The organism is Rhodopirellula halodulae (assembly GCF_020966775.1).
GTDB lineage: Bacteria > Planctomycetota > Planctomycetia > Pirellulales > Pirellulaceae > Rhodopirellula > Rhodopirellula halodulae.
The window spans coordinates 1,433,584-1,453,975 of the sequence record NZ_JAJKFV010000029.1 but is presented as its reverse complement, the minus strand read 5'-3'; the positions used below and the strand labels follow the sequence as shown (position 1 = coordinate 1,453,975).

The window sequence follows — 20,392 nt, the reverse complement described above, 5'->3', positions numbered from 1 at the left end:
CGTGGCTGCGGACGCTTCCTCCGAAGCGGCTTCGCGTTCGAATTCGGCGACCGATCCATCGGTCGTCGACCGCGGTGCCGAAGCACAGTCCTCGCAAGATGCAGCGGCGCAGTTGTCCGGCGGCACCTACGAGGTGCTTCGCAATCGTCTTCGAACCGCGGCAACCGATCTGCGAGATCGCCTGTCGCGGCTGAATGAAGATCGCGGAGAAGTCTTTGGGAACATCGAAACTCGCCTGATCGCGACTCAGCGTGTCACGACGGAACACAACTGTGTGCCGCGTGACATCGTCTCGATGGGTGATGAATTTCTCTTTGGATACAACGTCCAATTCGGTCTGAAGACGGAAATCGAATTGCCCGATGTGTTCTCGGTTTATCAACTCAAAAACACAGAATTTCACGAACGATCCTTGGAACGAATCCAAGATGACCGTTTCGTGAACGATTTCCACGAGCTGTATCGGTTCTATAAAGACACGACGTTCCTGCGGTTCTTCGTCAGTGGTCCCATCCTGCACATGGTGTTTCGCGTCGGCAAAACCGCTCGCGACATCAAGTCGTTCAAATGGCGACGCAGCGAACAAGGGCTTCAATACATCGACAACCGAAGCGATCATGAAGTGCGGTTGCCGGACCAGCACGAATTTCGCTGGGTTCGCACCACGCGGGACATGCACCACTATGGCGAACACCCGCATATCTCGATCGATGATCGCGTTTTTGTCGAAACGGTCGGTGGCGACCTGACCATCAAGGTCGAAAACAACACCAGCAGCGGGGAGGGCATCTACGCCGAACCGGTCGACAACGCAGACCAAAAACTAGACGACGCCGAGATTCACTACGCGATCGTCGGCCATTTGGTGCTGCTGAAGATCAAACCGTACCAAGAGAATCAGTTCCGATACATCATCTTCAACGGCAAGATCAACCAAGCACTCCGCTTGGATGAGATTCAACATGCCTGCGTGATGTTGCCGGGTGACCAAGGACTGATCTTTCCCGGAGGGTACTACCTGCAATCGGGTGAGTTCAAACGCTTTGACCATGGCTTGGTCGACATGCGTTACGAACGAACGATCGTGTCACCCAACGGTGAAGACAGCCTGTACCTGTTTTCAAACGTGGAAGACGGAACGTACATCCAGCTTCGCTACAACCAAATTCGCCAATCCGTCGACACGCCTTTGGTGTGCCACGGACAAACATTTTTCGAAGCCGGCGAGATGGTTTGCTTCAAGGGCCAAGACACGCCGCAGAAGCATCATGCGATCCAGCTTTGGCAAACGCCGTTCACCAGTGAAAACTACCTGCCGGACAATCAACCGGATTCGCTGCTGTTCAAAATCGGGAACAAAGACCTCGTTCGCGGGATGGCCGAGTGCAGCGAGATCTTGCAACTGATCGACAAGGACGACAGCTACAACGACTTGTACGTCGACCTGTCAAAGAAAGCTGGTGATGTTCTCGACAGTTACTTCTGGATCGACAACGAAGAAACGCATCACCTCGCCGACCCCCTTCGCAAAATTCGCGAAGCGGCGGGTGCGGCCATCGAGGAATACGAAAAGGTCGTTCGTGTTCGGCAAGCCACCGTCAAACAAACTCGCCAGGTCCAAACCGAGACCCAACAGGTTCTCAAAGAGATCGAGCGTTCACGGTTCGCTTCGATTGATCAGTTCGTCAGCTCACTGGCTCAATTGCGTGTTCAGCGAGGCCGAGCGATCGCGCTGCGTGAACTTCGATTTGTCGACCTGAGCATCGTTGAAGAGTTGGAAGCCACCACGGAGGAACAATCCGAACGCCTGAGCCGGCGTTGCGTGGAGTTTTTGCTCGGCGAAGACGCCCTGCAACCGTACCGAGACCGCGTGGCGAAAACGCAACAACGCGTGCCGGAGATCAAGGGTGTCACGCAGGCCAAAGAGCTCGAAGAAGAGATCGACCAAGCCGCGGCGGACTTGGAATTGCTGACCGAAACCGTCAGCAACCTGCAAATCGACGACGCGACCAAACGAACCTCCATCATCGATTCGATCGGCGACGTATTCGCGAATGTGAATCGTGTTCGCAGTGCGCTAAAGAACCGCAAACAAGAGCTGATCGGTGTCGAAGGACGAGCTGAATTTGCATCGCAGTTGAAGCTATTGGAACAAACCACCACCGGTTACCTCGACGTCTGCGACACGCCAAATCGATGCGATGAGTACCTCACCAAAGTGATGGTTCAGCTCGAGGAACTGGAAGGTCGCTTCGCCGAGTTCGATGAATTCATCGAAACACTGGCGGCTCGTCGCGAAGAGGTTTACGCCGCGTTTGAATCTCGCAAAGTGGCGTTGGTCGAGAAACGGAACCGACGGGCCGAAGCGTTGAGTTCTGCCGCCGACCGGATTTTAAGCGGCATCCAACACCGCGTTTCGAACATGGAATCGATCGATCAAATTGCCGCCTACTTCGCGGGCGATTTGATGGTCGGAAAAATCCGCAGCCTGATCGACGAACTGGATGAACTGGGTGACGCCGTTCGCGTCGGCGATCTGCAAAGTCGACTCAAAACCCTTCGCGAGGACGCTCTTCGTGGTTTGAAAGATCGCCAAGATCTGTATGAAGACGGCGGCGACGTCATCCGGCTGGGCGAACGCAAATTCGCGGTGAACACGCAACCGTTGGACCTGACAACGGTGCTACGCGGCGAAGAATTGTGTCTGCACCTGACCGGCACCCAGTATTTCGATCCCATTCGCGACGAACGCCTGGAATCTTCGCGAGACCTTTGGAATCAATCGCTGGTCAGCGAAAACAACGTGGTCTACCGCGCTGAGTACTTGGCGATGGACCTGTTTGAATCCGGTCAGATGGACACCATCGCAGAGCTGGATCAACTCACTCCCGCTTGGGTTGCCGAGCAAATGGCGGGTCGGTTCGATGAGGGCTACGCCAAAGGTGTTCACGACAACGACACGGCCATCATTCTTCGCGGACTGGTCGACCTTGACCGATCCATTGGACTGCTTCGCCATTCGCCGTCACTGCGAACGGCCGCGCAAGTTTGGTGGCGATGTTTCCTGGACGCAAAACAGCGCAAGCAGATGGAACAATGGATTGCAGGATTCGCAAAACTGGCGTTTGCGTTTCCGGACGCGGAGCCTGCCATCGAATTCCGCAATCATCTCGCCGAATTGGCTCGTCAGCAGCAAGATGATTGGCAGCCGCTATTTTCCACCGACATCACCGCCGAACGCATCGCGGGATATCTGTTCCAACAATTGGTAACGGCCCCCACCAAATTCGCGGTGAGTGAACAAGCCGATTCCCTGCGCAAAGACTTTGTTGATTCGTTGCCCGAATCGGATCAGAAACGATGGGTCCTGGGCGGCCTCAAGCCGACCACATCCTCGCCGACCCACGCGTTTGTGCTGGCACGCAACTGGGCGGATGCTTTTTTACAAAAACGAAAGGACCAATCGGAAAAGGACGCGGGCGATTCACCCAAATGGTATCGAGACGAATTGGCTTGGTTGATCTATCAATCGGTGTTGGAAGCGAAAGAAACCAGCACCAACCGATTGCCAGGAAAGCAAGTCATTCCCGCGTCAGTGACTCGGGAACTGACGGGACTGGCCGGCAGTCATCCGCGCATCGAACGAGAAACGATGACGCTGCACTATCACGATTTTGTGACGCGTCTGCGTCACTACCGAGAAAACGTGGTGCCTCGTTTCCGTTCGTTGCACGTCGCCAAATCAGAATGCGTGCAGGAAGCTCGTGACTCGATGCGTTTGGACGAGTTCAAACCTCGCGTGCTGAGCAGTTTCGTCCGCAACCAATTGCTCGACCAAGTCTACTTGCCGCTGATTGGTGACAATCTTGCCAAACAAATGGGGACGGTCGGCGAAGACAAACGAACCGATCGCATGGGATTGCTGTTGCTGATCTCGCCGCCCGGTTACGGCAAAACCACTTTGATGGAGTACATCGCCAGCCGGCTTGGGTTGGTCTTCATGAAGATCAATGGTCCGGCGATTGGGCACGGTGTGACATCGTTGGATCCGGCGGAAGCGCCCAACGCAGCCGCTCGCGAAGAAGTCATGCGGCTGAATTTGGCACTCGAAATGGGTGACAACGTCATGCTGTACTTGGATGACATTCAGCACACCCATCCCGAGCTGCTCCAAAAGTTCATCTCTTTGTGCGATGCCACCCGCCGAATTGAAGGCGTTCGAAACGGAAAAACGCGCACCTACGATCTTCGCGGTCGTCGCGTCGCCGTGGTGATGGCGGGGAACCCCTACACGGAATCCGGTGAACGGTTCCAGATTCCCGACATGCTGTCCAACCGGGCCGACGTATACAACTTGGGCGAGATCATCGGCGAATCGGCCGAAGCGTTCGAGATGAGTTACCTCGAAAACTGCTTGACCAGCAATGTCACGCTGGCACCGCTCGCCAACGCTTCGCCCGCCGATGCACGGACCATCATCGCAGCAGCAACCCGCGATTCTGTCGAAGGCATCGAACTGGAAGCCTCGTTCAGTCTGGACCAGATCCGTGACATGTTCGAGGTCACTCGCAAACTCCTTCGCGTTCGTGATGTCGTGCTTCGGGTGAACCGGGCTTACATTCGCTCTGCCGCTCAGGCGGATGAATATCGCACAGAGCCTCCGTTCAAGCTGCAAGGAAGTTACCGCAACATGAACCGCATCGCCGAGCGAGTCGCACCGGTGATGAACGATGCCGAACTGCAATCATTGATCGTCAGCAACTACGAGCAAGACGCTCAAACACTGACCACCGACAATGAATCCAACGTCCTGAAGTTCAAGGAACTGATGGGGATCCTGACTCCGGAGGAAAAACAACGTTGGGACGCCATCAAGTACGCGTTCGTGGAAAGCGTCCGCATGGCCGGGATGGACGGCGAGGACCAAGCGACTCAGGTGCTGCGTCAGTTGGCATCCATGCGAGACGGCCTGGAATCCATTCGCCAAGTGATTGCCAAAGCGATCGCCATGGAGGATCACTCCGCCGAAGAACGCATGGATTCTCGGGTCGACAACCTGCGGCAAACGCTGCTGGCGATGGGCGAGTTGATGTCGAATCGATTGGAGACCACCGCCACTCAGTTAGAAACCATTTCGCGTCAGCAGGCCGCATCGCCGCCGGATCAAAAGATCTTGGTGCAGCACAAGGTGCCTCGCGTCCTCGCGGATTTGGTCAAAGGCCAATTCCACCTGATGCAAGAATGGATGCGGCCGCTGCTGGAAGAATCGATCAGCAACAGTCGTGATTTGAGCCGCTTGCACACTCAGCTCGATGAGATGATGAAGACCTACCGCGATGTCGAGGACTCGTTTGAATCCGGGCAGGGTTAGGCATCGCTTGCAGAGCCTTTGCATGGGTGCTTGCGAATCCATCGCGATGAATCAGACTCATTGGCCATGAGTCCCAATTCCTCGCATCCGAAAATCCACCCCGCCTCACCCGAGGCGATCCAGCTCGCCAGTCGTCACCTGCGTGATGGCAAGCTGATCGGGCTGCCGACGGAAACGGTCTACGGTCTGGCGGCTCGTGGCGATCAATCTGCTTGCGTCAACAAAATCTTCGCCGCGAAAAATCGGCCTGCGAATAATCCGCTGATCCTGCATGTGGATGGACTCGACGCGGTCTTGCCGCTGGTCCAGCTCGACAATTCGATCACCCAAACACGACTTGAACGAGCCAGCCAATTGTGGCCGGGACCGCTGACCTTGGTGTTGCCACGTTCCCCGCGGGTCATCAACGAAGTCACCGCCGGTGGCGACACCGTCGCGGTTCGTGTTCCGGAGCATCCTGTTGCTCTCGAATTGCTGAAAGCCGTCGGGCTTCCCATCGCGGCGCCCAGTGCCAATGTTTCGAACTACATCAGCCCGACTCGTCCGGAACATGTGATCCAAGGTTTAGAATCCGCTGTCGAAATGGTGCTGGACGGCGGACCATGTCGAGTCGGATTGGAATCCACCGTTCTCTCGATCGCGAATCCGCATTCACCGCCGAGGATTCTTCGGGAGGGCATGCTGTCCGTCGAGCGTTTGCAAGATGCTCTGCAGGAGCCTGTGCAATCGAGCAAAGACGTAGCCACACGATCTAATGCAACGCTCGCCAAATCTCGCTCGACACCGGCTCCTCTCGCCTCGCCGGGAATGCTTCGCAAACACTACTCACCAACGACGCCACTGCGATTGGTGAAAGAAACCGCGAACCGGTCTTCCACCGATGGCCGGGTGTTGCGTCTTCGGCTGCGAACGTTGCACCATCACGTCGAAGGCTATGCCGCCGTGTGGGATCTGTCCGAAACAGGGGACCCGCACACGATCGCAGCGAGGTTGTACAGCGTTTTAAGAGAAGCCGACGCCGCGGGATTTGATGCGATCGAGGTGGATGAGCTGATGCTCGATCGTTGGCCGCAGGACACCAACCGCAACCTGCTGATCGCCATTCAAGATCGCTTGGTGCGAGCGGCCCAGCAAGACTGATTCGCTGCTCAAGATTGATTCATCACTGTCGCCAGGGCGTGGACGCACGCGGTTGCGTTGCCACTTGCGGCGGCATCATTGGCGTCGACAAACCGTCGGACCGGACCGCGGAACCGATCACGCCTTGCGCCGCTGGATCCAGGTTCCATCCCGCTTCACGAGTGGCCGAAGGATCCAACTGCATGGCCTGGGCGAGCCAAGTTTGAGCGACATCGGGCTGTCCTGCTTCCATGGCGATGGAAGCCAACTGCAATCGAGCGGTCGCATCCACTGGATTCTTTCTTGTGGACGCCAAGAAAAACTGAACGGACTCCTCCGTACGTCCCAATTCACGCATGGCAATTCCACGGAGCAGATCAGCCGCACCGGGGCGGATCATCTCTTCCACATCGCCGACGAAATCCGTGTCTTCACGCAGACGATCCAGCGTCGCGAGCAAACGGTCGTATCGTTGCTGTTGGTGATAGATCTCCGCCGTCCGCATTTGGACATATGGGTAATCCGGCTGCAACGATAATGCTCGGTGGTAGGCCGCCAGTGCCTCGTCAATTTCATTGCGAGACGCTTTGCAGTCACCCCACAACGCCCACAGAGCGGCCCAATCACGATCTGAATCCAAGGCGATCTGGCATTGGCGTGACGCCTCATCGACTCGGCCAACTTCCAAGTACATGCGACCGAGCCGCTGCATGTGCTTGGGGTCTCCGGCCGATAGCTGAACCGCCTTTTCGAGATGCTCGATCGCTTCGTCGCGTTGGCCTTTCTTCCAAAGCGATTCCGCCATGCCGCGATGAGCCGCATCGTTGCTGTTGGAAACATCAAGGGCTTCGGTGAATAGCGTCTCCGCCACGGTCCAATCGCCCTGCCGCATCGCTTTCACGCCCTGACGTGACAGTCGCCGTGCCGCGATCGATTGTCGACTTTCGCCAAAACGACCGATGCCACGACATCCCAACGACGAACCCACGGTCGTGAAACACAGCAGCAACAGTCCGAGCGAAAGCCAATCGCGAACTGAATGATTGAGTGGGATCCAAATGGATGGACCGCGAGCTCGCTTCCTTCGACTGCATCTTGTTCGATGCTCGGCAAGGAGAAAGCAAAGCGGTTTCACGCGTTTGATCCGAAAGAACGTTGTGCCACACCAACCAACGAAGCCGGCGCCATTCTGACGCATATCAAAAACGAACGATTCATCGCCAGAGCGTAAAAAAGCGGCGAAGTCGTCTCCGAATCGCCCGTACACATTCGCCGATCACGCCCGTCCAACATTGCGGCGAGCGACTCAAACAAAACTCAGCAAGCGGCAAGGTTTACCAATCCGGAACACCTCGTCGGACCATCACCGCTTGCTTCACCGGACCGACCGTCACGACCGGAGCGACACTAGAAATTCGGGCCACCATCAGCCGATCGATCACCAACAGCCGGGAGCAGCACGCACGCGAAGGATCGCGGAAGGCCGTGCCCCATTCTCGCGAGTGTTCGCAAGAAGCTCGTTCGTACATGGATCGTGATTGATGTTGCCTGTATCGCTCTCCGAATCGACTGAAGAAGCCCCGGGCAATCTGCTGCAGGAACTGGAACGACGCCAGGACGACGTGCTCGCCCAACTGGACGAGTTGGAAGCGAAACTCAACGAGGTGTTGGAAGGTTTGAAGATCGAGCCCGATACCACACCGTTGGACTGAAGCGTTCGTTTCCAAACGGACCACTGCGGGCCGATTGCGGCGTGGGGGCCATAACGAGCTCGATCGCACGCAAATTCTGGAAAAAAACTTCGGTTCGTTTGTTCAGGTGACGTAGGCTTCATTATGAAGTGTCACGAACTCGCCGAGAAAATCTCCCAGCTGCGACCTGAACTGTCGCCCACGGACGTCGCGCGCCTGTGTTTGATGATTCTCAACCAAGAAGAAGACCCTTCGCGGTTGGAAGATCCCAAGGCTTTGCACGCCGTTTGGCAGAACGTCAGTTTCCGATTTGACGCAGCCACGGATCAACACACCGCAGTCTCACGCGAACTGGATTCGCTGCTGAACGATGGCCCGGTGGAATTCACACCTGACCAGCTCTGGACGCTGCTTCGTGCCGTCAAAGTGCAGGGGCAAATGCTGGATCTCTACACGCGCGACATCGCCTTCGCCTGACCACCGATCTTCACACCGCGATGGATGTCAATTTTACGCGGCTGTCGTGAAGCGAATGGCGACGATGGCTTGCGGCTCACTGGACCGTCTCCGACGGTCGCTGCTGATCACGACGTTGTTGGCTCAGCGGACGCTGTGAATCAACGTTGGTCCAATGCCACCACGTCGCGTTCGGTGGCTCCGGTGTAAACCTGACGTGGACGATTGATCCGCGATGCGGGGTTGGATTGCATCTCACGCCAGTGAGCCATCCAGCCTGGCAAACGCCCGATCGCGAACAACACCGTGAACATCTGCACGGGGATTCCAAGGGCTCGGTAAATCACGCCCGAGTAGAAATCGACGTTGGGATACAACTTGCGTTCGATGAAGTACTCGTCTTTCAGAGCGACCTCTTCCAACTTCTGAGCGACCTCGAACAACGGATCGTCCAGGTTCAGTTTGGCGAGCAACTTGTCGCAACTGGCTCGGATGATCGTGGCACGCGGATCGGAGTTTTTATAAACGCGGTGTCCAAAGCCCATGATCCGGAAATCGTTCGTTTTATCCTTCGCCATATCGACGTACTTCTGGACGTTACCACCATCGGCAGCGATGCGTTCCAACATGTTCACGCAAGCCTCGTTGGCACCACCGTGAAGTGGCCCCCAAAGGGCTCCGATGCCGGCGGAGATCGAAGCGAACAAGTTCGCGTTGCTGCTGCCGACCATCCGAACGGTGGAGGTGCTGCAGTTCTGCTCGTGATCGGCATGCACGATGAACAACAAATTCAATGCTTCCGCGAAGTCGGGATCGACCAAGTAATCCGACGCGGGCGTCGCAAACATCATGTACAAGAAGTTCTCGCAGTATTCCAACTCGTTCTTGGGATACATGAACGGTTGGCCCATCGACTTTTTGTAGCTGTACGCCGCAATGGTCGGCAGCTTTGCGATCAATCGATAAAGCGAGATCTCGACTTGGCGTGGATCGTTGGGATCCAATGAGTCTTGGTAGAACGTGGACAGCGCCCCAACCACGCTGCTGAGGATCGCCATTGGGTGAGCGTCACGCGGAAAACCGTTGTAGAACGATCGCATGTCCTCATGGATCATCGTGTGTTCGCGAATGCCGGATCGGAACGTGTTGATCTCGTCCGCGGTCGGCAATTCACCAAAGATCAGCAAGTACGCAACTTCGACGAAGTCACATGTCTTCGCTAGCTGTTCGATCGGGTATCCGCGATAGCGAAGGATTCCCTTTTCACCATCTAGGAACGTGATCGCACTGCGAGTGCTGCCGGTGTTGACGAAGCCTTCGTCGAGCGTGATCACGCCGGTCTCGGCACGCAATCGACTGATGTCGATCGCTTGTTCCTGTTCGGTTCCTTCCACCAATGGCAGTTCGAGATTTCGATCTCCGATTTGCATTCGGACGGTTTCGGCTCGTTGAATTTCCAGGCTGGACGAGGAGCTCATGGGCGATCTATCGATACAAAATGCGAGTGGGAGGGATGCCTTTGGGGTGACTGTTGTAGTGTAGCCCTGCGTCATCCGAGCGACAATCAGCCGGGGGCGTCATTCGCTTCGCCGGTTCCCAAGACCTGTCCGATTGGGAAAAATAGAAGCTGACCTGAGTCGACGTTCTGTGTGCCCCGGGCTGCAACAGAACGGCGGAACACGCAACGACAGCCTCGGAAAGACAATCGGCAAACACTTTTTGTCCACACGGTCACTCGTCGTCACGACACTCCGCGTTTCCGCGCGACCGTTTGTTACATCCCTGTGTTTGAGTTGCCCCGGTTTGAGTTGACCCGCTCGTTTTTTTGCCCTGTCGATTGGCACCGTTCGTTTGGCCCGGTTCGTTTGATTGCGCCCGATCGACACGGTCGAAATGGATCCGATCCCCGCACCGCTTCGGAGGTATTCGATGCGAGCCCACATTTTAGTTGTTGAAGATGAACGGCACTTGGGTGTTGGGATCAAGTACAACCTCGAGGCGGAAGGTTACCGAGTCTCGTTGGTCGAGGATGGTCCGTCCGCACTTCAGTTGATCGAGCATTCCGGCAGCACCATCGATTTGATCATCTTGGATCTGATGCTGCCGGGGATGAGCGGTTACACGGTTTGTGAGCAACTGCGTGAATCGGGCGTGACAACTCCCGTGCTGATGCTTTCCGCCCGCACGCTGTCCGAAGATCGCGCCCGCGGATTCGACGTTGGTGCGAATCAGTACATGAGCAAACCGTTTGATTTGTCAGAGCTGATCAGCCGCGTAAAGAACTTGTTGCAATCTTCACCTGGTCCCTCCAGTCCCCGTCCAGCTCCGCAACCCGAATCAGTTGACGCGATCTCGTTCGGCCGAGTCGAAGCCGATTTCCGCACGCACCAAGTCAGCGTCGACGGGGAGCCAATCAAGATGACGCCCAAAGAATTGCGTTTGCTGCGGTACTTCGTCGAGAACCCCGAACGCGTGATCAACCGTTCGGAATTGCTAACGCAAGTGTGGGAGATGTCGGGCAATCTGCAAACACGCGCCGTTGACCAATTCATCGCGCGACTTCGCAAAGCGATCGAGCCTTCGCCGGCGGAACCGGTGCATTTGCTCACCGTTCGCGACGCCGGCTATCGATTTGTCCTGGAACCCGAAACCTCGACCGGCTGACCCGCTCGCCCGTCCCTCGACAGCTTGCTACGCTATCGCCAACGACGAACTTTCATCCGCAACACCAACCCCCACGAGCACGATGGCTTTCACACTGCCCGACTTGCCGTACGCTTACGACGCCCTCGAGCCGCACTTCGACGCGCGGACGATGGAAATCCACCACTCAAAACACCACAACGCCTACGTGACCAAAGCCAACGACGCTTTGGCTGGCACGGACTTGGCATCGAAGTCGGTCGAAGAGGTCATCTCCGACCTTTCGGCGGTTCCCGAAGATAAACGCGGTGCGGTCCGCAACAACGGTGGCGGACACGCCAACCACTCGCTGTTCTGGACCGTTTTGGGTCCTGGAAAAGGCGGCGCACCAAGCGGTGAATTGGCCGCGGCGATCGACTCCGCCTTTGGATCGTTCGACGCTTTCAAAGAACAATTCGCAGCAGCCGGTGCCACCCGCTTCGGTAGCGGTTGGGCTTGGTTGTACGTCGCCGACGGCAAGCTGCACGTTGGCAGCACCGCCAATCAAGACAGCCCGTTGATGGGCGAAGCGGTTGCCGGAATCGGCGGCACCCCGATCCTCGGATTGGACGTGTGGGAGCACGCTTACTACCTGCACTACCAAAACCGTCGCCCTGACTACATCGCGGCGTTCTGGAACGTTGTGAACTGGGACGCCGTTGCAGAGCGTTTTGCGGCTGCCAAGTAACCGCAACAGATCAAACTCAATCGACTTTGAAACCGTTGGTTCGCATGCGAGCCAGCGGTTTTTTCATGCCCTTGCGAAATGGGGATTCGCCGAGATAATTGCGTTCTTTCCCACCATAGACACACGACCTTCTTAGGAACTGAACGCCATGCCACTCGTCCCCCTTCGCGTTGTCCTGGATCACGCCGCCGAAAACGATTACGGCGTCGCGGCGTTCAACGTCAACAACATGGAACAAATCCAGGCGATCATGGAAGCCGCTGAGGAAACGGATTCCCCGGTAATCATCCAAGCTTCGCGTGGTGCTCGTGCCTACACCCAAGACGCTTACCTGCGTCACCTGATGGTCGCCGCAACAGAACTGTACCCACAAATTCCGATCGTGATGCACCAGGATCACGGCAACAGCCCTGACACTTGCTTGTCGGCGATCGAAAACGGCTTCACCAGCGTCATGATGGACGGCTCGCTGGAGGCCGACGGCCAAACCCCTGCAGACTACGACTACAACGTGAAGGTCACCGCCGAAGTCGTCAAAATGGCGCACGCTCGCGGCGTCAGCGTGGAAGGCGAACTGGGGTGCTTGGGATCGCTCGAAGATGGTGGTGGCGAACAAGAAGACGGCCATGGCGCGGTCGGAACCCTGACTCACGATCAATTGTTGACCGACCCCGATGAAGCCCTCCGCTTCGTGGAAGAAACCGGCGTCGACGCGTTGGCCGTTGCCATCGGAACCAGCCACGGTGCTTACAAGTTCACCAGCAAGCCAACCGGTGAAGTCTTGGCCATGGATCGCATCGAAGCCATCCACGCCAAGATCCCCAACACGCACTTGGTCATGCACGGCAGCAGCAGCGTGCCACAAGAATTGCAAGACATCATCAACCAGTACGGCGGTGAGATGAAACAAACCTACGGCGTACCCGTGGAAGAGATTCAGCGAGGTATCAAGAGCGGTGTCCGCAAGATCAACGTCGACACCGACTGCCGCATGGCGATCACCGGTGCGATCCGCAAAGTCTTAACCGAAGACAAAGCCGCCTTCGACCCACGTGCTTACCTGAAACCAGCCCGCGCCGCGATGAAGGACGTCTGCGTCGCTCGCATGACCGCCTTCGGCCAAGCCGGCAACGGAGCCAAACTGCGAGCCACCCTCGGCGCCGCAGTCTGATTCAACTCGCGTTTGGCTCATCTGAACGCAAATGAACGACGCTCGATTCGAAAGCCTGGAACGGAACCATTCGCTCCAGGCTTTTTTCGTGCGCGGCTGCGTCGACCGCGACACCACTCACCAAGCTCGCTCAGAAGCGGAGCAATTTCGGGTTGGCCAGAGCAGAACAATTGTCCTCCATTGTTCCGCCTTGCAACTCAACCTCCCGAGCAGCCCCAAGCGTTCACAGATCTCGACGTTCGTACCATGCTGCTCGACGATTCTGAAGCTGGCACGCAAACAGTTGAGGAAAACTGTTCTACTCTGTTGCCAAAGATACGTGCGATGTCCTGGTGCATCTCTGGCCTTCGCTAGAATGAAGTGGAACGCCAGAATTCCATTCACTAGCGGAGAAACATCGTGTCCTACGAAATCACCGAAGTCGCTGACGGCAAAATCATTGAGCTGATTCTTTCGGGAAAGCTCACCGCCGAAGCCTACGAGCATTTTGTTCCCGTGGTTGACGCGCAAATCGAACGCTGGGGCAAAGTCCGCATGATGGTCGTGCTGCAAGACTTTCACGGATGGGACGCAGGTGCCCTCTGGGCCGACACCAAATTTGCCGTCAAGCATTTTCACGACCTGGAAAAGCTGGCTCTGGTCGGTGAAAGCAAATGGGAAGCCGGCATGGCGACGTTCTGCAAACCCTTCACCAAAGCCACGGTCAAGTACTTCGACCACACTGACATCGAAGATGCTCGTACCTGGATCCAGGGGGATTGAGGTGAATGGAGCTTCCATTTAGCGAGAGAGTTTCTCTCCGATAGCAACGCTAGATCTAGGCTCCCCTCTCCCCAACGCTTCGTGGGGGAGAGGGGTCGGGGGTGAGGGGGCGAGCAGCTCGGTCTTCGCGTCTTTTTCAGTGGCGTCTCTCTCCGAAACGGAGCGAGGGGAGTTACGATAGTTGAGCGAGGAGCCGCTTGTTTAAGAGTCTCAACCAACACCGCAAACTCGCAACCTACTCCGGCAAAACATGCCCGGGAACGATCAGCAGCGGGTGCGGACTGCGGCGCAGGCGGTCGTGGACGAAGCCTTGGATGAACCGATCGTCGACCTCCAACGGAAGCACCAACAATTGCTGGGTGGAATCAGACAACGGATTGGGAGGCGCCACCTCGCCCGCCTGCGGCACCAACGAATAGCTTAACTTCATCTCCCGCGCCGTGGCGTTCATCGCCGAATGCAACTGAGCGTGCGATTGAGCCAACGCATCGCTGAGCTTCTGAACATCAAACGACTCCTCAGGTCTTAAAGACTCAAGGATGCTTCGCACGTTTTCAAAGTGCTCTTTTTCGACGACCAAATTCAGCGAAATCACGGCATCCGGAGCCGCCAAACCGAATGCCCACGCCGCGGCACGACTTTCGACATCGCACTCGCTGCCCGCCATCAACAGAATACGTTGGCTGCACTGCCTGAATTCTTGGTCCTCTCGACGAGTCACCAAAATGGGAACGGGACAACGCGAGAGTAAAACGTCCATCACCGTCCCGACGCTGTCGGTGCCAACACGCTCGAACGATCGACCGAAAGGGCAGGGCACAATCAACAAGTTGACGTCATGCGTCTTCAGCGCGTTCAAGATCGCCTCGAACGCCTCGCCCTCACCTCGAGCAATCGCCCTGGCACCGCTCATCTGACGTGCCGCTTGGATAGCGTCTTCGGTCCCCGTGTCTTTGGGCTCAGCCGAATCTCTTGCGTCGAGCACAAACGTTTCGGTGTTGTAGGTTTCGCGAAAATATGCCGCCATTGCGATGGACGTGGCGTCTTGCGGGGACCCATCCAACACCAACATCAACCGAGCGGGGCGAATCGGCGTCAGCGGCGTTGCCGATCCGACCTTGGCACGCTCGAACATACGCATCGAATCGTCGACATCACGATCCAAATCGGGTGATTGATCCATGGTTATCGTCACTTACGAGAGAAGAGTGTTTGCCGGAGAAGATTCAATGCGTGGGCAGACTGGGAACCGCCGCGATGTCCGGGATGAAACCCTGGTGGTGCATCCACATGATATAGGCAATCGCACCCGCAACCTGGAACAACATGATCGAACCGCCAAGCTTCAGGAACGTGCCCCAACCGACGTGAATGCCGGCTTCTTTCTTCAAGGCGTAAATCGCGATCACGCAAGAAATCGATCCGATCGGTGTGCCGTTGCCACCCAGATTGCAACAGATCACCAACGTCCACCAAAGCGGCTCGGCGGGCACGCCTGTATCACCACCCGAGACGTCCTGAACAATCGGAATCAACGTAGCCGCCACCGGAATATTGTCCACGATGGAACTGGCGACCGCCGAAAAGCTGCCCATCAGTGGGACCAACAATTCAATTCGATTGTCGGACACCACCACGACTTGCTGTGCCACCCACTTCAGTGCACCGGTGTGCTTCACGCAGCCGATGATGACAAACAGCCCCATGAAAAACAGGATCACCGTCCAGTTCACCTTGCCGATCGCATCTTCGACGCCTTTGCCTGAGAACAGCAACGCCGCGGTCGCACCAACCATCGCAACAAAGTCCATGCCCACGCCCAACGGCTGAGCCAAGGCAAATCCGACCACGGTGCTTAGCAGAATGATGGAGCTTCGCAGAAGCACGCCGCGATCTTCGACCAACGCCCAAGGGTCAAAGCCTTCGATTTGTTGCTTCAAGGCGACCTTGTCTTCCTCAGATTGTTTCCACGGCAAATCATTTCGAAAGAACCACCGCAGCCCGGCGATTGCAACCAGCAGACTGACAACCGCGAACGGCAACGAGACTCGCAAAAAGTCGACGTAGGGAATACCGGCAGCCGTCCCGATCATGATGTTGGGCAACCCACTGGCAAACGTCGCAATCGCACCGCTGTTGGCACAGATGGCCACGGAAAGCAACAACGGCATCGGCTTGTACCCCAGCGATCGACAAATCACCAACACCAGGGAACTCAAGATCAGCATCGCGGGAACAATCGTCAGGACGCTGACGAACAAAAACGTCACCACGCACAACGTCATGAACAACCGCGTCGCCTGGCCTCCCGTCAATCGAACGATCCACATGCTGATGAAGTGAAACAGGCCGCTCTTTCCGACAACATCCACCAGAATTCCCGTCCCGATGATAACGCCGAAGATGTTCAGGTCTTCTTTGAGGAAGTTGTAGACTCGCGGGTACTCAAACAAGCCCAGCGCAACACTGAGGATCACCAGAACCGCGGCACCACACAACGCGGCAACGGTTTTGTGAAATCGCTCAATTGCAACCCCCACATAAGTCGCCATCATCACCGCGGCGAACAAAATCATGACCCAAGCGGGTGCGGACGCGGTGGGCATCTCCGTCAGCGACGCGGCCAACATCATTGCATTCTCCAAACGCAAAGTCGCCATCGGCAAATCGGTCACCGGCGGCATTAGGAACGAACGCTGCGCAGCCTACCGCGCACGTTCCGATCGACCAACTGCCGGACGCCCTGCGTACTGAAATTCCGTCATCGGCTGGCAGCAAGGTCGCTATGCGTCAAAAAGAGATGTATCAATTCAAACGCTGCTCAACGCTTCCGCCATCCGCTGCCCCAAAGCACGCATACCGGACACCCCCGTTTCGAACTGTCCCGCGAAATGCAGATACCCGTGCAACATGTCGTCCGCATTTTCACGAGTCACCGATACACCAGCGGCTTCCATTCGATCCGCCAACGCCAGCCCCTCATCCCGTAGGACGTCATAACCGGCAACCAAAACATGCGTCGCTGGAAACCCGGAAAAGTCGGCTCGCAAGAGATCCGCCAGCGGCTCCGCGTGCTCAGACTTCTCTTCCACGTCTCGCCCGAGATAATTCGACCAAAACCACTTCATCGTCCGTTTGGTCAACCCAAAACCAGATTCAAACGCTTCGTAAGAAGCCGAATCGAAGTGCGGCGTGACCACGGGATACAACAACATCGCGTATTTCAAATTCACGCTCGCAGCATGCTGAGCGAGCAGTCCCACCGACGCGGCTAAGTTGCCACCCGCACTGTCACCGACAACGACCATCCGATCGGCATCCACACGCAAATCAGCCCCCGCTTTCGCGACCGCCATCGTCGCAACATAACAATCATGCAATGGCCCGGGAAACGGAGTTTCGGGCGAGCGTCGGTAGTCCACCGACACCACCACGGCATTCGACGCCGCGGCCAATCGACGGCACGTTGTGTCGTGACTCTCGATGTCTCCCAGAACCCATCCGCCACCGTGAAAAAACATCGCAACGGGCTGTGGAGCACCGGAGTTGGTGGGACGATATATTCGAACGGGCACCTCCAACGAGACTCCATCAGGATCCAAGCCGCACAATCGTTTGTCCTCGACGGAATGCATTTCTGGTCCAGGACCGAAACTCTCCTTGAGAGCCGAGAAACCACGTCGCGCCTTCTGCACCCCCAAATCTTCCCAGCGAGGCGGGTTCAACTCACGCAACATCTCGACGTGGGCCTGAGCTTGGGGATGAAGTGGCATGAATGAGTTCACCTAGTGACCGTAGAAAGACGCTCAAAGAACAACCTCACGACCGGTTGCTGAGCACGATGCATCGTAGCAGCCCCGCTGCGTTTGATATTCCCCCGGTTCACCCAGTTTCGACACTCATCGCCGGATCAATTGTGACCTTCCTTGACTCCCGCTAAGCTTGTCCACCCAGCACACCACCTCACCGAGACTTTACTCCGGAATCACAACCATGGCCGAATTCGAATACCACGACGTTTCCAAAATGGTGGACCATTCTTTGCTGCCGCCGACATTGACCGAGAAAGACTTGGAAACCGGAATCGATTTGGCGATTGCCTATGAAGTCGCCAGCGTCTGCATTCTGCCGTACTACCTCAAACGCTGTGCCGAACAGTTGGCGGGGACCGGCGTCAAAGCGTCCACCACAATCGGCTTTCCACATGGCGGCCATACCAGCGCAATCAAAAAAGCCGAAGCAGAGAAGGCCATCGAAGACGGCTGCGAAGAACTCGACTACGTGGTCAACATCTCACAAGTCCTCAGCGGCAACTGGGATTACGTTCAAAACGAAATCGCCACCGCAACGGAACTGACTCACGCGGCCGGCCAGAAGATCAAAGTCATTTTTGAGAACTGCTACCTGCAAGACGAACACAAAATCAAGCTCTGCGAGATCTGCACTGAGCTCAAAGTGGACTGGGTCAAAACCTCCACCGGCTACGGCACAGGTGGTGCCACCATGGATGACCTTCGATTGATGCGTCAACACGCCGGTGAAAACGTCCAAGTCAAAGCGGCCGGCGGCGTTCGCGATCTAAAGACTTTGCTGGAAGTGCGAGCCATCGGGGCGAGTCGCTGCGGAGCCAGTCGCACGGCCGAGATGCTGGGCGAGGCACGGGAGCAACTTGGCTTGCCTGCGATTGAAATCACCGCGACCGGCAGCTCCGGCTACTGATCGTGGTTGCATAGGCCAATTGATGAATCAGGGTTGTTGCAGTTCTTCTCGCAGGCTGGATCGGTCATCAGCCATCTCCGTTGCGAGCTGCCCAGCCCGTCCCATCGTCCACAACCGTAACCCTTCCAAACGCTGTTTGCCACGAACGTAGTAGTCCTGGTCGAGCTTGCTCAGATGTTCTTTGACGGCGTTCTCGTATCGCACCGAGCTTTGCTCGGTCAGTTCCACCCAACCGAGCTTTTCAAACTGCTGCGTCAACGCGGCACCGATCTTTTGATGTCCCGCAATACTGGGATGCACGTGATCGACAAAACGACTCGGGTCGGGAACTTGGTCGGCAATCAACACGCCACGAAAATCTCGTTCGTCCAGCAATGTTGGCGTCTCAACGAGCGGAATCCGATAGCGTGCGGCGATCTCCTTGGTCGCCTGAACGATCGCACTCGTTGCTCGCAATGGGCAAACATCGTGGTCACGAGCTGCGGTCAGATATTGCCGTGCCTGCACGACGTCGCCCCGATCATAAAGAAGCCGCCCCAAGGCATAGTTCGCTCCCGCATGGAATGGATCCATTGACAAACATTCGCGAAGAGCATCGATGCGGCGAGGTGGATTCTGATCCGAATCCCTGGCGATGGACCATGCCGTGCGAAAACGACTTTCTTCGTCCTCGGTCCAATCCGATCGCGTTTGTATCTTGAAGGGTGGCGTGTTGACCAAATCGGATGCGGGAACGCACATGATCAAAGGCAAATCAGTCTTTCGCGTTTGTTCGGCGATCTTTTCCAGCGTGTTAGCAAAGTGTTTTTCGACACCGCTTTGCCATTGGGGGTCACGCTGATAGCTGTTCAATCCACCAGGTTGGTCCAAAATTGTCTCCACGCTCGCGGCCAACTCCGTCCGTTCGTAGGACGCTTCAAACAACGACTGTACCCAACGAACCGAATGCAGTTTCGAGCCGATGCCTGTCGCCCAGCGACTGACCGCGTTCATGTCGCGAACGTGCGCATAGGTGCGGTCCTCTAAGAATTCGTTGTGCCCGGTGTACAGCACAACTGCATCGGGTTCGTACTCCAAGACTTCATCCAGGATCTTAGACACGCGGTAACTGGCGTAGGAGGTTCCACCGCAATTGATGACTTCGTAGTTCGACTGCGGATCAGCGGATTGCAACCTCAATCGCAACCAAGTCGAGAAGGCCGTTTCCGTCGCGAAAGGTTTTCCTTGAACGGTCGAGCCACCTAAAACAAAAACACGCCGCGTTCCGGAGGCTTTCGTCGCTGGGAAAGAATCAGGCCGAAAGAAGTTGTAACGCTCCGGTGGTATTTCCCATCGATTGGAACCTTCGTTTAGCACAAACAATGGCCGAAGCTGATGCAGTCCGACGTAGGGATCGTAGTCGATGGCTCGAGAGCCCGTTTCGCTGAAGAAGCGAAGGCCAAACTCCAGCATCAAGACCGGCAAGCAAGCTATAAACACCGCCGCGATCCGCATCCCCCAGCGGCGGCGTGAGTTTCTCGACCCCCCCATCTGCTCCTTTGCAAGGCCGCCGTCAGTCGAAAGTTCGCCCGTCAACGAAAGATCCTGCAATGGTGATGGGTTGGCTCGCAAGCAAATCGAAGAGGGTGCTCGCGTGAAGAAAAGACCGAGACTTCACGGTACACCATTGATGCCAGTCCATCAAAACAATCTCCCGTACAAATCGAGGCAGAGGCACCAATCCCGATACGAAC

General features: G+C 56.4%; 15 protein-coding genes. 9 read left to right on the top strand and 6 right to left on the bottom strand.

The features are described from left to right. Position 1: 1 nt before the first annotated feature. Together LOC70_RS18230 and LOC70_RS18225 are read left to right on the top strand one after the other, a co-directional pair. Positions 2 to 5,371, top strand: a complete 5,370-nt coding sequence (locus tag LOC70_RS18230; protein ID WP_230255417.1) for a DNA repair ATPase — start codon at positions 2 to 4, stop codon at positions 5,369 to 5,371. Between the two features lie 66 nt (positions 5,372 to 5,437). After that, positions 5,438 to 6,511 (top strand): L-threonylcarbamoyladenylate synthase, encoded by a 1,074-nt coding sequence (locus tag LOC70_RS18225; protein WP_230255416.1) that lies wholly within the window; start codon positions 5,438 to 5,440, stop codon positions 6,509 to 6,511. A gap of 22 nt (positions 6,512 to 6,533) precedes the next feature. Here the strand turns inward: LOC70_RS18225 and LOC70_RS18220 are convergent, their stop codons facing one another. Beyond that, positions 6,534 to 7,625 carry a tetratricopeptide repeat protein gene (locus LOC70_RS18220; RefSeq protein WP_390889055.1) on the bottom strand — a complete coding sequence of 364 codons (1,092 nt, stop codon included), beginning with the start codon at positions 7,623 to 7,625 and terminating at the stop codon, positions 6,534 to 6,536. A gap of 406 nt (positions 7,626 to 8,031) precedes the next feature. On the opposite strand from LOC70_RS18220, the gene LOC70_RS18215 reads away from it, so the two are divergent. Continuing rightward, the gene (locus LOC70_RS18215; protein WP_230255415.1) at positions 8,032 to 8,202 is read left to right on the top strand and encodes a hypothetical protein; all 171 of its coding nucleotides are present in this window, start codon (positions 8,032 to 8,034) and stop codon (positions 8,200 to 8,202) included. 204 nt (positions 8,203 to 8,406) lie between these two features. Then, positions 8,407 to 8,658, top strand: a complete 252-nt coding sequence (locus tag LOC70_RS18210) for a hypothetical protein (protein ID WP_230255414.1) — start codon at positions 8,407 to 8,409, stop codon at positions 8,656 to 8,658. A 140-nt stretch (positions 8,659 to 8,798) separates the two neighbouring features. On the opposite strand, the gene LOC70_RS18205 is transcribed toward LOC70_RS18210, so the two are convergent. Next, positions 8,799 to 10,115, bottom strand: coding sequence for a citrate synthase (locus LOC70_RS18205; RefSeq protein ID WP_230255413.1), 1,317 nt, complete (start codon positions 10,113 to 10,115; stop codon positions 8,799 to 8,801). 451 nt (positions 10,116 to 10,566) lie between these two features. Here LOC70_RS18205 and LOC70_RS18200 point away from each other — a divergent pair, with 451 nt between their 5' ends. The 4 genes from LOC70_RS18200 to LOC70_RS18185 all read left to right on the top strand — a co-directional run bounded on the left by LOC70_RS18200 (position 10,567) and on the right by LOC70_RS18185 (position 13,940). Further along, entirely contained in the window at positions 10,567 to 11,301 is a 735-nt protein-coding gene (locus LOC70_RS18200; RefSeq protein WP_230255412.1) for a response regulator transcription factor, read from the top strand. Positions 11,302 to 11,383: 82 nt separating this feature from the next. Beyond that, positions 11,384 to 12,007: a superoxide dismutase gene (locus tag LOC70_RS18195; protein ID WP_230255411.1), complete on the top strand. Its 624-nt coding sequence runs from the start codon at positions 11,384 to 11,386 to the stop codon at positions 12,005 to 12,007. Between the two features lie 148 nt (positions 12,008 to 12,155). Continuing rightward, the gene (gene fba / locus LOC70_RS18190; protein WP_230255410.1) at positions 12,156 to 13,178 is read left to right on the top strand and encodes a class II fructose-bisphosphate aldolase; all 1,023 of its coding nucleotides are present in this window, start codon (positions 12,156 to 12,158) and stop codon (positions 13,176 to 13,178) included. Between the two features lie 399 nt (positions 13,179 to 13,577). Next, a complete protein-coding gene (locus LOC70_RS18185) occupies positions 13,578 to 13,940 on the top strand; it encodes a SpoIIAA family protein (RefSeq protein ID WP_230255409.1) in 363 nt (120 codons plus the stop codon). Positions 13,941 to 14,175: 235 nt separating this feature from the next. Here LOC70_RS18185 and LOC70_RS18180 read toward each other — a convergent pair whose 3' ends face one another. From LOC70_RS18180 to LOC70_RS18170, 3 genes are all read right to left on the bottom strand, one after another. Beyond that, positions 14,176 to 15,123: a universal stress protein gene (locus LOC70_RS18180; protein ID WP_230255408.1), complete on the bottom strand. Its 948-nt coding sequence runs from the start codon at positions 15,121 to 15,123 to the stop codon at positions 14,176 to 14,178. A gap of 43 nt (positions 15,124 to 15,166) precedes the next feature. Next, positions 15,167 to 16,573 (bottom strand): ArsB/NhaD family transporter, encoded by a 1,407-nt coding sequence (locus tag LOC70_RS18175; protein WP_315857313.1) that lies wholly within the window; start codon positions 16,571 to 16,573, stop codon positions 15,167 to 15,169. Positions 16,574 to 16,750: 177 nt separating this feature from the next. Continuing rightward, the gene (locus LOC70_RS18170) at positions 16,751 to 17,713 is read right to left on the bottom strand and encodes an alpha/beta hydrolase (RefSeq protein ID WP_230255406.1); all 963 of its coding nucleotides are present in this window, start codon (positions 17,711 to 17,713) and stop codon (positions 16,751 to 16,753) included. Between the two features lie 220 nt (positions 17,714 to 17,933). On the opposite strand from LOC70_RS18170, the gene deoC reads away from it, so the two are divergent. Next, positions 17,934 to 18,659: a deoxyribose-phosphate aldolase gene (deoC, locus tag LOC70_RS18165; protein WP_230255405.1), complete on the top strand. Its 726-nt coding sequence runs from the start codon at positions 17,934 to 17,936 to the stop codon at positions 18,657 to 18,659. Positions 18,660 to 18,686: 27 nt separating this feature from the next. Here the strand turns inward: deoC and LOC70_RS18160 are convergent, their stop codons facing one another. Further along, positions 18,687 to 20,189: a GDSL-type esterase/lipase family protein gene (locus LOC70_RS18160; RefSeq protein ID WP_315857277.1), complete on the bottom strand. Its 1,503-nt coding sequence runs from the start codon at positions 20,187 to 20,189 to the stop codon at positions 18,687 to 18,689. Positions 20,190 to 20,392: the final 203 nt, after the last annotated feature.

Excerpts from the sequence above, each read along its gene's own strand:
- LOC70_RS18225 (WP_230255416.1), top strand. The coding sequence starts at position 5,438 with ATGAGTCCCAATTCCTCGCATCCGAAAATCCACCCCGCCTCACCCGAG.
- LOC70_RS18215 (WP_230255415.1), top strand. The coding sequence starts at position 8,032 with ATGTTGCCTGTATCGCTCTCCGAATCGACTGAAGAAGCCCCGGGCAAT.
- LOC70_RS18210 (WP_230255414.1), top strand. The coding sequence starts at position 8,407 with ATGATTCTCAACCAAGAAGAAGACCCTTCGCGGTTGGAAGATCCCAAG.
- LOC70_RS18205 (WP_230255413.1), bottom strand. The coding sequence starts at position 10,115 with ATGAGCTCCTCGTCCAGCCTGGAAATTCAACGAGCCGAAACCGTCCGA.
- LOC70_RS18200 (WP_230255412.1), top strand. The coding sequence starts at position 10,567 with ATGCGAGCCCACATTTTAGTTGTTGAAGATGAACGGCACTTGGGTGTT.
- LOC70_RS18195 (WP_230255411.1), top strand. The coding sequence starts at position 11,384 with ATGGCTTTCACACTGCCCGACTTGCCGTACGCTTACGACGCCCTCGAG.
- fba (WP_230255410.1), top strand. The coding sequence starts at position 12,156 with ATGCCACTCGTCCCCCTTCGCGTTGTCCTGGATCACGCCGCCGAAAAC.
- LOC70_RS18180 (WP_230255408.1), bottom strand. The coding sequence starts at position 15,123 with ATGGATCAATCACCCGATTTGGATCGTGATGTCGACGATTCGATGCGT.
- LOC70_RS18175 (WP_315857313.1), bottom strand. The coding sequence starts at position 16,573 with ATGATGTTGGCCGCGTCGCTGACGGAGATGCCCACCGCGTCCGCACCC.
- LOC70_RS18170 (WP_230255406.1), bottom strand. The coding sequence starts at position 17,713 with ATGCCACTTCATCCCCAAGCTCAGGCCCACGTCGAGATGTTGCGTGAG.
- deoC (WP_230255405.1), top strand. The coding sequence starts at position 17,934 with ATGGCCGAATTCGAATACCACGACGTTTCCAAAATGGTGGACCATTCT.
- LOC70_RS18160 (WP_315857277.1), bottom strand. The coding sequence starts at position 20,189 with ATGGGGGGGTCGAGAAACTCACGCCGCCGCTGGGGGATGCGGATCGCG.